Raw genomic sequence first — 14,448 nt, 5'->3', positions numbered from 1 at the left:
GGTTGTCGGGTGCGAGTGGGACTGCTGACCCGGGAGTACCCCCCGGACGTGTACGGCGGCGCCGGGGTCCATGTGGAGTTCCTGGCCCGGGAGTTGACGTCCCTGGTCGACCTGGAGGTGCACTGCTGGGGCGAGGGCCGCGGGGTGGGGGTCGTACGCCACCGGTCCTGGTCCGCGCTGGACGGCGCCAACGACGCCCTGCGCACCTTCTCCGTCGACCTGTCCGTCGCCGCCGCCCTCCAGGGCCGCGAACTCGTCCACTCCCACACCTGGTACGCGAACCTGGCCGGCCACTTCGCCAAGCTCCTGTACGGCGTCCCGCACGTGCTCACCGCGCACTCCCTGGAACCGCTGCGCCCCTGGAAGGCGGAGCAACTGGGCGGCGGATACGCGCTGTCGAGCTGGGCGGAACGCACCTCGATCGAGGCCGCCGACGCGGTGATCGCCGTGTCCGGAGCCATGCGCGAGGACATCCTCGCCTGCTACCCGGCGCTCGACCCGGCCGCCGTCCACGTGGTGCACAACGGCATCGACACCCGTCTGTACCGCCCCGACCCCGGCACCGACGCCCTCACCCGGCACGGCATCGATCCCGGCCGCCCGTACGTCCTGTTCGTCGGCCGGATCACCCGCCAGAAGGGCGTGCCCCATCTGCTGCGCGCGGTACGCGACATCGACCCGGGCGCCCAGGTCGTGCTCTGTGCGGGGGCGCCCGACACCCAGGAGGTCGACCGGGAGTTCCGGGAGCTGTTCGCGGAGCTGAGCCGGGTCCGCACGGGCGTGTTCTGGATCCCGCGGATGCTGCCGCGCCCGGAGGTGATCCAACTCCTCACGCGTGCCGCGGTGTTCGTCTGTCCCTCGGTGTACGAACCCCTCGGCATCGTCAACCTGGAGGCGATGGCCTGCGGTACCCCGGTCGTGGCCTCCCGGGTCGGCGGCATCCCGGAGGTCGTGGACGACGGCCGCACCGGTGTGCTGGTCGACGCGGACGACGAGTTCGAGACGCGTCTCGCGCGTGCCCTGGACACCGTCCTCGGCGATCCGGCGGCCGCCCGGCGGATGGGCGAGGCCGGACGGGAGCGCGCGGTCGGCGAGTTCGGCTGGGACGCCGTGGCCCGGCGCACGGCCGCGCTGTACGAGGAGATCCTCAAGCAGGCTTAGTCCCGTCCGCGCGGGGCAGCCATGGTTCAACCAGGGTGAGGGGAGCGGCCATGCGTCGTGGAGGGCCTTCCGTACTCGGGATCGTACTGGCGGGCGGCGAGGGGAAGCGTCTGATGCCGCTGACCGCCGACCGCGCCAAACCAGCCGTGACCTTCGGCGGCACCTACCGCCTCGTCGACTTCGTCCTGTCCAACCTCGTCAACGCCGACATCCTGCGCATCTGTGTGCTGACCCAGTACAAGTCGCACTCGCTGGACCGGCACATCACCACCACCTGGCGGATGTCCAGCCTCCTCGGCAACTACGTCACCCCGGTCCCGGCCCAGCAGCGCCTCGGCCCGCGCTGGTACCTGGGCAGCGCCGACGCGATCCTGCAGTCGCTGAACCTGGTCCACGACGAACAGCCCGAGTACGTGGCGGTGTTCGGCGCCGACCACGTCTACCGGATGGATCCGCGGCAGATGCTCCGGGAGCACATCGAGAGCGGCGCGGGCGTGACGGTGGCCGGGATCCGGGTGCCGCGCACGGAGTCCTCGTCCTTCGGCGTGATCACGCCGGGTCCGGACGGCCGCGCGGTCGACCGCTTCCTGGAGAAGCCCGGCGATCCGCCCGGCCTCGCGGACGACCCGGAGACCGTCTTCGCCTCGATGGGCAACTACCTCTTCACCACCAAGGCCCTCGTCGAGGCGCTGCAACGGGACGCCGAGGACGGGCAGTCGGTGCACGACATGGGCGGCTCGATCCTGCCCCAGCTCACCGCCCGCGGCGAGGCCCGGCTGTACGACTTCAGCGAGAACCACGTGCCCGGCGAGACCGCGGGCGACCAGGGCTACTGGCGGGACGTGGGCACCCTCGACGCCTACTACGAGGCACACATGGACCTCATCGCCGAGCGTCCCGCGTTCAACCTCTACAACCGGCAGTGGCCCGTCTACACCCACTCGGGCCAGCTGTCCCCGGCCCGCTTCAGCGCGGGCGGCATCGCGAGCGAGTCCATCATCAGCGCGGGCTGCCTGGTCCGCGGTCAGGTCACCCGGTCGGTCCTGTCCCCGGGTGTACGGGTCGACCCGGGCGCGGTGGTCCAGGGCTCGGTGCTGCACGACAACGTGCGCATCGGCCGGGGCGCGGTGGTCCGCGGCGCGGTCCTGGACAAGAACGTCGAGGTCCCGCCCGGCGCGACCATCGGCGTCAACCCGGAGCGGGACGCGCGGCTGTACACCGTGTCCAAGGGCGGGGTGATCGCCCTGGGGAAGGGGCAGCGGGTGCCCCAGGGATAGGGTCCCCGCATGAGATGTGGGATGTGCGGGTCCGAGCGGCTGAGCCCGGTCGGTGAGCTCACCTCGGGGGAGCGGTCGTTCGAGCGGCTGCGGCTGAGGTTCCGCCGCCCGGGGTTCTTCAAGCCCCGGCCGGAGTTCGAGGCCTCGCGCGCGCGTGCCTGCCGCGACTGCGGAGCCCTCCTGCCCTTCCTCACCGAGTACGACCGGCGGGAACTGGACGCGGTGGCCGACAGCCTGGTCGAGGCCGAGGACGCCGGCCCCGGCCCACGCACCTGGGACCCGCCCGTGGGGTAGGGCCGGGCGCGTGTCCGCTGCTCCCGCTCTCCTGCTCCGGCCCGCCACGCGTGCCGAGCTGCCCGCCGTTCTCGCTCTGCCCGCCGACGAGGACCGGGTGGTGGACCCGGCGACGGCGGAGGTGACGGAGGCGTACGAGCGCGCCTTCGCGGCGATCGAGGTGGATGCCCGCAACGAGATGCTGGTGCTCGTCGACACCGCCGACGGGACGGTGTGGGCTGCCTGCAGGCGACGCACATCCCCGGGCTCGGCAAGCGGAGTGTCGAGCGGGCGCTGATCGAGGCGGTGCGGATCCGCGCGGACCGGCGCGGCGGCGGGCTCGGGCGGACGCTGATGGAGCGGGCCGTTCAGCGGGCACGCGCGCGAGGCTGCGCGCTCGTTCAGCTCACCAGTGACAAACGCCGCGCGGACGCGCACCGCTTCTACGCGTCGCTGGGCTTCGCCGACAGCCACGAAGGGTTCAGGCTGGCCCTCTGACCGTCTGTCATGGTTCGTTCGCACACATGACCTTGTGCGACGCGTTGTGCGTAACCCCCGTGGAATGCCCGGGTTCGGGTCGTTCGCCCTTCAGGATGCAGGCAACGACTCGAACTTCCGGAGGTCACCGACATGAGAGGGACCCGGCGCACACGGCTGTGCCTGGCCGGGGTGATGGCAGCGTCCGCGCTGATCGCCACCCCCGCCGCACGGGCTGCCGAGCGGACCGACGGCCACCTCACCGACCTGGTCAACCCGTTCATCGGGAGCCAGGACGAGGGCAACACCTTCCCCGGTGCGGCCGTACCCTTCGGCATGGTGCAGCTCTCCCCGGACACCGGGCACAGCACCGGCTACGACTACACACAGAACCGTGTTCGCGGGTTCTCCCTGGTCCATCTCTCGGGCGTCGGCTGCCGCATCGGCGGCGACCTGCCCGTGCTGCCCACCACCGGTGACGTCACACAGACGGACTACTCCCAGTACGCGGCCGGCTTCTCGCACCAGGACGAGACGGCGAGCCCCGGCTACTACCGGGTCGGCCTGTCCTCCGGTATCCGCGCCGAGCTGACCGCGACCGAGCGCACCGGCGTGCAGCGCTACACCTTCCCGGCCACCGGCAAGGCCAACGTCCTGCTGAACGCCGCCCAGTCGCTGCACAAGGCGGTCTCCAGCACCGTCGAGATCCTCGACGACCGCACCGTGCGCACCGCGATCACCGGCCGCGGCTTCTGCCGGGACACCGGCCCCTACACGGTCTACACGATCACCCGCTTCAGCCGGCCCTTCACCGCCTACGGCACCTGGGACGGAAAGACCGTCACCCCGGGCTCGCGCAGCGGGCACGGCGGCGCCTACGTCCGCTTCGACACCACCGCGAACCGTACCGTCGAGGCGACCACCGCCCTGTCGTACGTCGACGCGGGCGGCGCGGCAGGCAACCTGCGCGCCGAGGGCGACCGGTCCTTCGACGCCGTGCGCGAGCGGGCCCGCGCGGAGTGGGAGAAGCGGCTCGCCGCCGTGCAGGTGCGGGGCGGCACGGACACCCTGCGCCGGACCTTCTACTCCTCGCTGTACCGGTCCTTCCTCGCGCCGAACATCGGCAGCGACGCCGACGGCCGGTACCTCGGCTGGGACCACCGTACCCACCGTGCCGACGGGTTCACGTACTACCAGAACTGGTCGCTGTGGGACACCTATCGCACCCAGGCCCAGCTCCTCGCGCTCCTCGCGCCGCACGAGGCACGGGACATGGCCCGCTCGGTCGTCGCGATCGCCGAGGACGGCGGCTGGCTGCCCAAGTGGGGCTACGGCCCGGTCGAGACGAACGTCATGAGCGGCGACCCGGTCACCCCGTTCCTGACCACGGCGTATCAGACGGGGCTGCTCAAGGGCTTCGAGGAGCGGGCCTACCGCGCGCTGAAGAAGAACGCCGACGGCGTGCCGCCCGCCGACTACCCGGGCATCGGCCGGGAGGCCAACGCCGAGTACCTCGCGCACGGCTTCGCCCCGTTCATCGAGGACCGTCCGCTGGCCAAGCTGGGTGACTCCGACTACCACCACGGCGCCTCCGTCACCCTGGAGTACGCGCTCGCCGACGCCATGCTGGCCCAGATGGCCCGCGGACTCGGCCACGAGGCCGACGCCGACCGGTACGCGGCGCGCGCCCGGAACTACCGGACCATCTTCGACCCGTCGACCGGCTTCTTCCGTGCCCGCGACGACTCCGGAGCCTTCACCGGTTCGGCCGACCCGGCGCTCGGCACCGGTTTCCACGAGGGCACCGCCTGGCAGTACCAGTGGCTCGTGCCGCAGGACGTGCCCGGCATGGTGCGGCTCATCGGCGGTGAGCGCGCCGCCAACGAGCGCCTGGACTCCTTCTTCGCCTACGACCGCCTGCTGGCCGACCCGGCGAAGACCGCCCGCGAGGTGTGGGTGCACGGCAACGCGTACGCGTACTACAACGCCGACAAGTACAACCCGATGAACGAGCCCGACCTCATCGCGCCCTACACCTACCTCGCCACCGGACAGCCGTGGAAGACCACCGACGTGGTGCACGCCGCCCTGACCCTCTTCACCGACGGGCCCACCGGCATGACCGGCAACGACGACCTGGGCACGATGTCCGCCTGGAACGTGCTGTCGTCCATCGGGCTGTTCCCGATCCAGCCCGGCTACGGCACCTGGGGCCTGTCGACCCCGGTCTTCGACCGCGTCGACCTCACCCTGGACCGGCGGTACTGGCCGAGCGGCGGGCTGACGATCGCCGCGCCCGGCACCTCCGCCGCCGACCGCTACATCCAGACCGTCCGCGCCGACGGAACACCGCACGAGCGGACGTATCTGACGACGGGTGCGCTGCGCTCCCTGCGCTCGCTCGCGTTCACGGTCGGCCCGCGCCCGTCTGAGTGGGGTACGTCACCCGAGGCGGCGCAGCCCGTCCTGAAGTGACCTCACGTATCCCTTGGTCCCGCCCCGTTTGCCGGGGCGGGACTTAATCTGCTGTTAACTGAGCGTAGCCTGATCGTACTTGACCGTAATCGGCTGACAGGGATTGACTGCGAAGCACTGCAGTTCCACCCGTCGTCGACGCGTGAGGCAAGCCCTTGACTTCCGACCTGCTCGCTCCACTCGACCTGGCGTTCTGGAACATCGAGTCCGACCGGCACCCGATGCACCTCGGCGCGCTCGGCGTCTTCGGCGCCCACTCGCCGACCGCCGGCGCCCACGCCGCCGACCTGCTCGCCGCCCGCGCCGCCGCCGTACCAGGGCTGCGCCTGCGCATCCGCGACGTATGGCAGCCGCTCGCCTTCGGCGGCGCCACCCGGGAACCCGACCCGGACTTCGACCCGCTGAACCACGTACGGCTGCACGCCCCGACCGCCGACTTCCACGCGGCCGCCGGCCGGCTCATGGAACGCCCCCTGGAGCGCGGCCGGCCGCCGTGGGAGGCGCATGTCCTGCCCGGTGAGGACGGTGTCTCCTTCGCCGTCCTCTTCAAGTTCCACCACGCCCTCGCCGACGGGCTGCGCGCGCTGAAGCTCGCCGCCGGCGTCCTCGACCCGGTGGACATGCCCGAGCGGGCACCCCGCGCCATCGAGCCGCCGCGCGGCCTGCTCCCCGACGTCCGCAAGCTTCCCGGGCTCGTCCCCGGACTGGTCAGGGGCGCGCTGTCCGACGTCGGCCGGGCGCTGGACATCGGGGCCTCGCTCGCCCGGTCCACCCTGGGCATGCGGCCCGTCTCCGCGCTGACCTCGGCCCCGAGCGGCACGCGCCGCACCGCCGGGGTCGTCGTCGACATCGACGACGTGCACCGCGTGCGCAAGGCCGCCGGGGGCACCGTGAACGACGTGCTCATCGCCGTCGTCGCCGGGGCCCTGCGCCGCTGGCTGGACGAGCGCGGCGACGGCAGCAAGGGGGTGGCGCCCCGGGCGCTCATCCCCGTCTCGCGCCGCCGCCCGCGCGCCGCCCATCCTCAGGGCAACCGGCTCTCCGGCTATCTGATACGGCTCCCCGTGCACGAGCCCGACCCGCTCAGGCGGCTCGACACGGTGCGCACCGCGATGGTCCGCAACAAGGACGCGGGGCCCGACCGGGGCGCCGGCGCCGTGGCGCTGCTCGCCGACCACGTCCCGGCCCTCGGCCACCGGCTCGGCGGACCGCTCGTCGGGCAGGCGGCCCGGCTGTGGTTCGACATCCTCGTCACCAGCGTGCCGCTGCCGGGCGTGGGACTGCGGCTCGGCGGGCACGAGCTGGCCGAGGTCTATCCGCTGGCCCCGCTCGCCCCGGGCCAGGCGCTGGCGGTGGCCATCTCGACGTACCGCGGGCGGGTGCACTACGGGCTGGTGGCCGACGCGAAGGCCGTGCCGGACCTGGACCGGTTCGCTCACGCGGTGTCGGCCGAGGTGTCCACGTTGCTGTCGGTGTGCGAGGCCTGATCCCCCCCGCCGGACGGGGCTCCCACCCGCACCACCCGCACCACGTTCGTCGTCGCGTGCGGGTGGGCCCCGTGCGGCCCGCCCGCCCTCGCCGGCCGTGGAGCCGTGACCCTGGGTGAGACGGGTTTGGCGGCGAGCCCGGGTGCTCCGTAAAATTCCCCGTTCGAAAGCGGGCGCGAGTCGGAGCGCTGCGCGGGTGATCAGGGAAGCGGCAGCGCGATGACGGTGACAGAGGACGGCTCCGTGGCCACGGAGGCCGTGGACGAGGTGGTCTACGGGCCGGGTATCGACCCCGAGCGGCTGGCCGTCTGCCTGAGCGTGCTCGAGGAACTCGACCAGCTCGACGTCGACCACCCGGACGCGATCAAGGTCCGCCGGGCCACCTCGCACATCTACCGCACGGTCAAGCAGCGCCGCCGCCAGGAGCGCCGCGCCGCCAAGACCGCGCACGACCGTGCCGTCACCGAGGCCACGGCCACCGGTTCCGCCGAGCGCATCGACGACGAGACCGAGGGGATCCTGCCCTCCTCCAAGGTCGATGCCGGCAAGATCGCGGGCATACTCCAGCGCCCCCGCTCCTGCTACACCTGCAAGCAGCGCTACGTCGAGGTCGACTACTTCTACCACCAGCTCTGCCAGAAGTGCGCCGCCGAGAACCGTGCCAAACGGGACGCCCGTGCCGACCTCACCGGCAAGCGGGCCCTGCTCACCGGCGGCCGTGCCAAGATCGGCATGTACATCGCGCTGCGGCTGCTGCGCGACGGTGCGCACACCACCGTCACCACGCGCTTTCCCAAGGACGCCATCCGGCGCTTCAAGGCGATGGAGGACTCGGCGGACTGGCTGCACCGGCTCGAGGTCGTCGGCATCGACCTGCGCGACCCGGCGCAGGCCGTGGCCCTGGCCGAGCAGGTCGCCGAGGCGGGCCCGCTCGACATCCTGATCAACAACGCCACGCAGACCGTACGCCGCCTGCCCTCCGCCTACGCGGCCCTGGTCGAGGGCGAGAGCGCCCCGCTGCCCGCCGGTGAACTGCCCGCCCACCACGTCATCGGCGCCTTCAACTCCGGCGCCGTCGACGGCATCGCCGCGCTGCCCGTCGGTACCAGCGGCCTGGACGCCCAGAAGGTCGCCGACCTCGCCCTCGTCGCGGGCAACGCCAGTGTCGCCCGGCACCTCGACGGCACCGCCATCGACGCCGGCGGCCTCGTCCCCGACGTCGTCGACACCAACACCTGGGTGCAGACCATCGACCAGATCTCGCCCGTCGAGCTGCTCGAGACCCAGCTGTGCAACTACACGTCCCCGTTCATCCTGATCAGCGCCCTGCGCCCGGCGATGGCGGATGCCGCGAAGAAGGCCGCCAGCGGCCGTGCGTACGTCGTGAACGTCTCCGCGATGGAGGGCGTCTTCAGCCGTGGCTACAAGGGCGCCGGACACCCGAACACCAACGCCGCGAAGGCCGCCATGAACATGGTCACGCGGACCAGTGCCCAGGAGATGTTCGACACCGACGGCATCCTCATGACCTCCGTCGACACGGGCTGGATCACCGACGAGCGTCCGCACTACGACAAGCTGCGCCTCGCCGAGGCCGGCTTCCACGCCCCCCTCGACCTGGTCGACGGCGCCGCCCGCGTCTACGACCCGATCGTCCGCGGCGAGGCGGGCGAGGACCTGTACGGCGTCTTCCTGAAGGACTACGCGCCCGGCAAGTGGTGAGCCGGTGAACGCGGCGGCCCCGCGGGTCGGTCGACGGCGCCGAGCCTGGAGTTCCGGGCCGCCACCAGCTCCAGCACCGTGCGCCAGTCCTCCAGGACGCCCGCGTCGAAGCCCGACGTGCGGCTCTCCTCGCCGGCCTGGCGCAGCCGCAGCAGATCGTCGTCGGCGGGGGCGCTGGGGTCGCGGTCCTGGCGCACCAGCCGGAACACCCGCTCCCCGAGCAGCGAGCGCACCGCGTCGGCCGCGCCGACGTCCCGGACCAGCCCCGCCACCTGGAGCTCCTTGTCGGCGGGGCGGCTGCGGCGCAGCAGCGCGGCGGTGCGCAGCGCGTGCTGGTGCCGGCCGGCGTACAGCAGATCCATCAGCTCCTCGACGCTGCGCAGCTCCATGCGTCAGTCCTTCCGCGAGACAGCCGTTGCCGCTCATCAGCAGATCATGGCGAGCTTGCGGTCCGGCCAACGGCACTTGAACTGCACCGCGCCCCGGGCCGCAAGCCGGGTCGCTTCGAAGAAGTGTTCGCACCTGTGGGCCGAGCGGGTGATTCGTCATGCCGGTCGTGTGATGCGCCTAGTGCCAAATAGCGGCATATTGGGGGGCATTGAGGGGGTAATCAGCGGACGATAGTTACACCTTGTTTGCACTCCCTATCGAGCGGCAGGCCGCTCATTTGGTTAATCTGGAGGGGACGGGCAGCAGTACGGGGTCCCACCCACACCCACCGTCCGTCCCGGGGTGAGCCGGTTGACAACGGCCTGCTCTGCACGACGTACCGGCGCCACCGCGTCCGAACTGGCCTTCCATCCAGACCCGAGCGGGCGTCGAGTGCCGAAGCACAGGTTGTCCGGCAGGCCCTCGAGGGTGACCGACACATAAGGAGTGCGCGGTGACACCGGAGAAGACGAATCGCGAACAGCGCCCCAAGGAACGCACGGAGCGCGCGGGCAGGCGGCCCGGAGAGCTCGGCAGCCTCGACGTGTGGGCCCGTTCGGCCCCGATCCGCCTCGCGGGCTACGAGGACGACCTCGCCGAACCCCACATCCTGCCCAGCGTGGACTGACCCCCGGGTCGGACCTTCGCGATCGCCGCCCGCATGGGCGTGACCTGGCAGACTCACGCCCATGCTGATCAGAGAAGCCGTGGCCGGGGACTGGCCGCGGATCTGGCCCTTCTGGCACCGGATCGTCGCCGCCGCCGAAACCTACGCGTGGGACCCGGAGACCTCCGAGGAGGACGCCCGCGCCCTCTGGATGAACCCGGCCAAGCGCGTCTACGTCGCCGAGGACGCGGCCGGAACCGTGGTCGGCTCGGCCTACCTCACCCCGAACTACGGCGGCCCCGCCGCCCGCGTCGCCAACGCCGGCTTCATGGTCGACCCGGACCGCACGGGTGAGGGCGTCGGACGCGCCCTCGCCGGACACGTCCTGGCCGAGGCCAGGGCCCACGGCTACCGCGCGATGGTCTTCAACGCCGTGGTCGAGACGAACCCCGCCGTCGCCCTGTGGACCTCCCTCGGTTTCACCGTCCTCGGCACGGTCCCGGACGCCTTCGACCACCCCCGTCACGGCAGAGTGGGCCTGCACATCATGTACCGGTCACTCGTGTAGGGGTGTGTTCCGCCCGATCCGTCACCGGTGCCGTCCGCCGCCAGGGGCGCAGCCGTTCCAGTTCCGCGGCCAGCTCCAGCAGGACGGCCTCCGCACCCGGGCGGGCCACGAGCTGTACGGCGCAGGGGGCGCCCGAGGGCAGCGTGCCGGACGGGACCGACATCGCGGGCCAGCCGGTCAGGTTCCAGGGCGGGGTGAACGGGGAGTACGCGGTGTTGGCCAGGACATTGTGCAGCCAACCGCGTTCGTGCCACGGGCCGGCCGCGGGGGACCGGCGGGCCAGGGCCGGGGTGAGCAGGACGTCGTACTCGGTGAAGAAGGGCGTCAGCCGGGCGCGCAGCCGCTCCCGGCCGTCGCCCGTGCGTACCGAGCGGACGAACCGCCGGCCCACCGCCGCGTGCACCCGGGTCCGCCGGGCCAGCCGCGTCCGGTCCAGGCCCTCGGCGTCCGCGGCGGTGCCGGCCGTCCAGTGCCGCAGCGCGGTCACGCCCAGCGAGAGGGGATACGGCGGCTCGGCCCGCCGTACGTAGTGCCCGGCCCGCATCAGCACCCCGGCCGCCTCCCGGACCGCGGTCGTGTACGGCCTGCTCACACCGACTCCGGGGAGCGGGCTGCGCAGGGCCACGGCGATCCGCCGGGGCCCGGGCTCCTCCGTGCGGGCGACCGTGGTGTCGGCCAGGACCTCCAGCATCAGCCGCAGGTCCTCGACCGTGGTGGCCAGTGGGCCGTTCTCCGCCATACCGAACCAGTCGGCGTTGCCGATCCCGGCCGGCACCACCCCGTGCCCCGGCTTCAGCGTGACCAGACCGCAGTTCGCGGCCGGGATGCGCAGCGAGCCCATCCCGTCGTTGCCGAGCGCGAGCGGGACGAGTCCCGCGGCCACGGCGGCCGCGCTGCCGCCGGACGAGCCGCCCGCCGTACGGGAGCTGTCCCACGGGTTGCGCGCGGTCCCGTACGGCCCCTCCGTCGTGCCGAAGACACACAGCTCGGGCACGTTCGTCAGGCCCACGACCACCGCGCCGGCCGCCCGCAGCCGGGCCACCGTGACATGGTCCTCGACGGCCGGGGTGTCGGGGGTGGCGGCGGAGCCGTCACGGTGGGACTCGCCGCGCACCGCGAGGTTGTCCTTCACGGCCACCGGCACGCCCGCGAGCGGCAGTTCGGCCAGATCGGCGCGGGCGGCCACCTCGTCCGCCTCGGCGAGCGCCGCCTCGGCCCGCACCTTGCGGAAGGCCTCGAACCGCCGGTCGAGCCGTTCGATCCGCGCGAGGTGCTCGGCCACCACCTCACGGGGCGTCACGCGCTTCTCGCGCACGGCGGCGGCTGTCTCGGCGGCGGTCCGCCCGGCCCAGTCACCCACGGGCACTCCTTCGTCGGTCGTCGGCTACTCGCTGGTACGAATCAGGACGCAGGGAGAACTGTGCACGTCCGGACCGCGCACGTCGAGAGGCCGTCCCCACCTACGCTTCGGTCGTCCGACCATTGCGTGAAATTCAGCCCGGCGCAGACCCGTTGACAGCCCCTCAGCCCCACACAATCATCAGAGATCCGATGAATCGGAGTCAATGGGAGCCGCTCATGAGCATGTGTCCCAGACGTCTGATCCTGGGTGCGGCAGCGGGCGCCACCGCCGCGGCCGCCCTGCCCCTCACCGGCACGACACCCGCCCGGGCCGCCGACCGGCAGGGACCGTGGGCCGCCGTGCCCGACCCGGTGCCCGTCCCGCTCGACGCCCTGTACGACAACGACGGCATCGACACCGCCTCCGCACGCGGCGGCGACTTCGACGGCTCCGGCTACACCTTCCCCGGCGAGGAACTCCCCACCGGCCGCACCGAGGTGGACGGCGTGCCCTTCCTGTTCCCCGCCCCCACCGCCGGGACCCACAACAACGTCGTCGCCCTCGGCCAGCGCATCGACCTGCCCCGGGGCCGCTATCTGTCGGCCTTCTTCCTCACCGCCGCCAGCTACGGCAACGCCTCCGGCAGGGCCACCGTCCACTACGCCGACGGCACCACCACGACCGCGGGCCTGGGCGGCTCGGACTGGTACGCCGCGGGCGGCCCGCTGTCGGTGCCCTACCGCTACCGTCCCGACGGCGGCAGGGACGAGCACCCGGTCGGCATCGGTGTGGGCGAGGTCTGGATCGACCCGCGCCGGGAGGCGGTCGCCCTCACTCTCCCCGTCACCCACCCGGCCCAGGCGAACGAGGCGTCCCTGCACGTCTTCGCCCTCACCCTGCAACCCGCGGCCGACGGACGGGCGTTGGCCCTGCGCGCCCCGCACTCCACGCCCTCCCTGCTCGAACCGTCCGGGGCGCAGAGCGTGGAGGCCACGGTCGTCAACGCGGGCACCGTCGCCGTACTCGCCGCGGACGAGGTGTCGGTGACCGTGGACGCCCCGGGCGCCCGCACGGTCCGGCCCGCCCGCATCCGCCGCCTCGACCCCGGTGAGCAGGCCCGCGTCCGCATCGGCGTCCGCAACCGCCCCGGCACACCGCCGGGCACCCGTCGGGACGGCACGGTACGGGTCACCGGCCGCGGCGCCCAAGCGGCGGCCGGCCGGGCGCCGTTGACCCTGGGCACCGCCGACTACGACGCCACCGAGACCTCCCTCTCCGCCCACCAGGCGCCGTACTGGTTCCAGGGAGCCAAGTTCGGCATCTTCATCCACTGGGGTGTCTACTCGGTGCCCGCCTGGGCCCCGGTCGGCAAGCAGTACGCCGAGTGGTACTGGGACCAGATGCAGGACCCGGCCAACCCGACGTACGCCTACCACCGGAGCACCTACGGCGAGGACTTCGCCTACGACGACTTCATCCCCCGCTTCACCGCCGAGCGGTTCGACCCGCGGGCCTGGGTGGAACTGTTCCGCGACGCGGGCGCCCAGTACCACGTCCTGACCTCCAAGCACCACGAGGGCTTCGCCCTGTGGGACACCAAGGTCTCCAACCGCAACGCGGTGGCGATGGGGCCGAAGCGGGACCTGGTGCGCGCACTCTTCGACGCCTCCCGGCGCTACGCCCCCGAACTCCACCGGGGCCTGTACTTCTCCATGCCCGAGTGGTTCAACCCGGACAACCCCTGGATGGGCCACGCCCCGCGCAACCCCTACACCCTCCAGCCGCTCCCGTACACCGGCTACACGGCAGGCAAGGACTACGTCCACGACTACCAGGCCCGCCAGCTGCTCGAACTGATCCACGGCTACGACCCGGAGGTCATCTGGTGCGACATCGGCGGCGTGAACGACAGCGTCCCCGTCCTCGCCGAGTACTTCAACCACGCGAAGAACCGCGCCCGCCCGATCGACGTCACGGTCAACGACCGCTCGGGCATCGCCTTCCACGACTTCACGACCCCCGAGTACACGACGTACGACACCACCGTCGTCGCCAAGTGGGAGGCCAGCAGGGGCCTTGACCCGTTCAGCTACGGCTACAACCGGGCGACCCCCGACTCCGCCTACATGACCGCGGAGGAGATCGTGCACCATGTCGTCGACATCGTCTCCAAGAACGGCAACTTCCTGCTCGACATCGGCCCGCGCGCCGACGGCACGATCCCCGAGATCATGCAGACCCGTCTGCGGGAGACGGGACAGTGGCTGAAGACCAACGGGGAGGCGGTCTACGACACCACGTACTGGTCGCGGACGGCCCAGCTCGGCGAGGACCTGCGGTTCACCGTCCGCCCGGACGAGGCCTTCTACATCCACTCCCTCGCCGCGCCCGGCCCGAAGCTCACCGTCGAGGCCCCGGTGCCGGTCCGGGCCGGCGACACGGTCACGATGCTCGGCCACGACCGGCCCCTGACCTGGACGGTGCGCAGGGGCGCGCTGGTGATCGACGTACCCGAGGCGGCCCGGAAGGCGGGCAGCCACGCCTGGGTGTTCAAGGTGGCATGGCATGGCTGAGCGCGGCGGGAGAAGGTCCGGACCGCTCGGGCCCGCCGCGGCGCCGAGCGCCGGGTG

Annotated in this window: 13 protein-coding genes; 11 read left to right on the top strand and 2 right to left on the bottom strand. The window is 72.3% G+C overall.

From position 1 onward, the window contains the following. Positions 1–9: 9 nt before the first annotated feature. The 8 genes from glgA (at position 10) to ACWC94_RS19775 (ending at position 8,872) form a co-directional block, all read left to right on the top strand. Complete coding sequence (gene glgA / locus ACWC94_RS19810; RefSeq protein ID WP_450798042.1) at positions 10–1,161, top strand: glycogen synthase; 1,152 nt, start codon at positions 10–12, stop codon at positions 1,159–1,161. A 50-nt stretch (positions 1,162–1,211) separates the two neighbouring features. Beyond that, positions 1,212–2,438: a glucose-1-phosphate adenylyltransferase gene (gene glgC, locus ACWC94_RS19805; RefSeq protein ID WP_450798041.1), complete on the top strand. Its 1,227-nt coding sequence runs from the start codon at positions 1,212–1,214 to the stop codon at positions 2,436–2,438. Positions 2,439–2,447: 9 nt separating this feature from the next. Further along, positions 2,448–2,732, top strand: coding sequence for a hypothetical protein (locus ACWC94_RS19800; protein ID WP_450798040.1), 285 nt, complete (start codon positions 2,448–2,450; stop codon positions 2,730–2,732). A 10-nt stretch (positions 2,733–2,742) separates the two neighbouring features. Next, positions 2,743–3,009 carry a hypothetical protein gene (locus tag ACWC94_RS19795; protein WP_450798039.1) on the top strand — a complete coding sequence of 89 codons (267 nt, stop codon included), beginning with the start codon at positions 2,743–2,745 and terminating at the stop codon, positions 3,007–3,009. Then, the gene (locus tag ACWC94_RS19790) at positions 2,946–3,209 is read left to right on the top strand and encodes a GNAT family N-acetyltransferase (protein WP_450798038.1); all 264 of its coding nucleotides are present in this window, start codon (positions 2,946–2,948) and stop codon (positions 3,207–3,209) included. The genes ACWC94_RS19795 and ACWC94_RS19790 overlap by 64 nt, the downstream gene beginning before the upstream one ends. Positions 3,210–3,341: 132 nt before the next feature. Further along, positions 3,342–5,663 (top strand): GH92 family glycosyl hydrolase, encoded by a 2,322-nt coding sequence (locus ACWC94_RS19785; protein WP_450798037.1) that lies wholly within the window; start codon positions 3,342–3,344, stop codon positions 5,661–5,663. Positions 5,664–5,818: 155 nt separating this feature from the next. Then, positions 5,819–7,150 (top strand): wax ester/triacylglycerol synthase family O-acyltransferase, encoded by a 1,332-nt coding sequence (locus ACWC94_RS19780; protein WP_450798035.1) that lies wholly within the window; start codon positions 5,819–5,821, stop codon positions 7,148–7,150. Positions 7,151–7,369: 219 nt separating this feature from the next. Then, on the top strand, positions 7,370–8,872 hold the full coding sequence (locus ACWC94_RS19775; protein WP_450798033.1) for an SDR family NAD(P)-dependent oxidoreductase: 1,503 nt from the start codon (positions 7,370–7,372) through the stop codon (positions 8,870–8,872). Here ACWC94_RS19775 and ACWC94_RS19770 read toward each other — a convergent pair. Then, complete coding sequence (locus ACWC94_RS19770) at positions 8,851–9,261, bottom strand: hypothetical protein (protein ID WP_450798031.1); 411 nt, start codon at positions 9,259–9,261, stop codon at positions 8,851–8,853. The two genes, ACWC94_RS19775 and ACWC94_RS19770, sit on opposite strands and share 22 nt — an antisense overlap. Positions 9,262–9,755: 494 nt before the next feature. On the opposite strand from ACWC94_RS19770, the gene ACWC94_RS19765 reads away from it, so the two are divergent. Then, positions 9,756–9,929 (top strand): hypothetical protein, encoded by a 174-nt coding sequence (locus tag ACWC94_RS19765; protein ID WP_106980896.1) that lies wholly within the window; start codon positions 9,756–9,758, stop codon positions 9,927–9,929. A 61-nt stretch (positions 9,930–9,990) separates the two neighbouring features. Then, positions 9,991–10,476 (top strand): N-acetyltransferase family protein, encoded by a 486-nt coding sequence (locus ACWC94_RS19760; RefSeq protein ID WP_450798029.1) that lies wholly within the window; start codon positions 9,991–9,993, stop codon positions 10,474–10,476. Here ACWC94_RS19760 and ACWC94_RS19755 read toward each other — a convergent pair. Further along, positions 10,454–11,836, bottom strand: a complete 1,383-nt coding sequence (locus ACWC94_RS19755; RefSeq protein WP_450798027.1) for an amidase — start codon at positions 11,834–11,836, stop codon at positions 10,454–10,456. The two genes, ACWC94_RS19760 and ACWC94_RS19755, sit on opposite strands and share 23 nt — an antisense overlap. A gap of 218 nt (positions 11,837–12,054) precedes the next feature. Between ACWC94_RS19755 and ACWC94_RS19750 the strand changes: the two genes are divergently transcribed. Beyond that, positions 12,055–14,391 (top strand): alpha-L-fucosidase, encoded by a 2,337-nt coding sequence (locus ACWC94_RS19750; protein ID WP_450798025.1) that lies wholly within the window; start codon positions 12,055–12,057, stop codon positions 14,389–14,391. Positions 14,392–14,448: the final 57 nt, after the last annotated feature.

The sequence above is a fragment of the Streptomyces sp. NPDC001135 genome (genome assembly GCF_053598395.1).
This window is presented reverse-complemented; position numbering and strand designations above follow the sequence as displayed.

Coding starts and splice junctions, on each gene's coding strand:
- glgC (WP_450798041.1), top strand. CDS start 1,212: ATGCGTCGTGGAGGGCCTTCCGTACTCGGGATCGTACTGGCGGGCGGC.
- ACWC94_RS19800 (WP_450798040.1), top strand. CDS start 2,448: ATGAGATGTGGGATGTGCGGGTCCGAGCGGCTGAGCCCGGTCGGTGAG.
- ACWC94_RS19785 (WP_450798037.1), top strand. CDS start 3,342: ATGAGAGGGACCCGGCGCACACGGCTGTGCCTGGCCGGGGTGATGGCA.
- ACWC94_RS19775 (WP_450798033.1), top strand. CDS start 7,370: ATGACGGTGACAGAGGACGGCTCCGTGGCCACGGAGGCCGTGGACGAG.
- ACWC94_RS19770 (WP_450798031.1), bottom strand. CDS start 9,261: ATGGAGCTGCGCAGCGTCGAGGAGCTGATGGATCTGCTGTACGCCGGC.
- ACWC94_RS19760 (WP_450798029.1), top strand. CDS start 9,991: ATGCTGATCAGAGAAGCCGTGGCCGGGGACTGGCCGCGGATCTGGCCC.
- ACWC94_RS19750 (WP_450798025.1), top strand. CDS start 12,055: ATGAGCATGTGTCCCAGACGTCTGATCCTGGGTGCGGCAGCGGGCGCC.